General features: G+C 65.1%; 1 protein-coding gene. It reads left to right on the forward strand.

The window, feature by feature from the left end; all coding sequences use genetic code 11:
* The coding region (locus tag AC0L2O_RS36715) for a DUF2000 family protein (protein WP_473373193.1) at nt 1-241 on the forward strand (241 nt) is incomplete at its 5' end.
* Between the last annotated feature and the right edge of the window lie 37 nt (nt 242-278).

Below are 278 nucleotides of genomic sequence, written 5' to 3' on the forward strand. Positions count from 1 at the left end.
GCCGGTCATCGTGCTTTCGGCCGATCGCCCGACGCTCAGTGCGATCCACCGGCGGGCGCTGGAGCGCGGTGTGACGACCTCGCTCTACGTCGACGAGATGTTTTCGACCGGCCACGACGCGGCGAACCGCGCCGTCTTTGCCGAATTCGCACCCGACGACGTCAAGGTCGTCGGTATCGCGCTGCGCGCCGAAAAGAAGCTTGTCGACAAGATCACCAAGGGCGCCCGCATGCATCCCTAGTGCAGGTCGCCCAAAAGTGCGCAGCGGTTTTGGGACG

The organism is Bradyrhizobium sp. Kon10 (assembly GCF_055807395.1).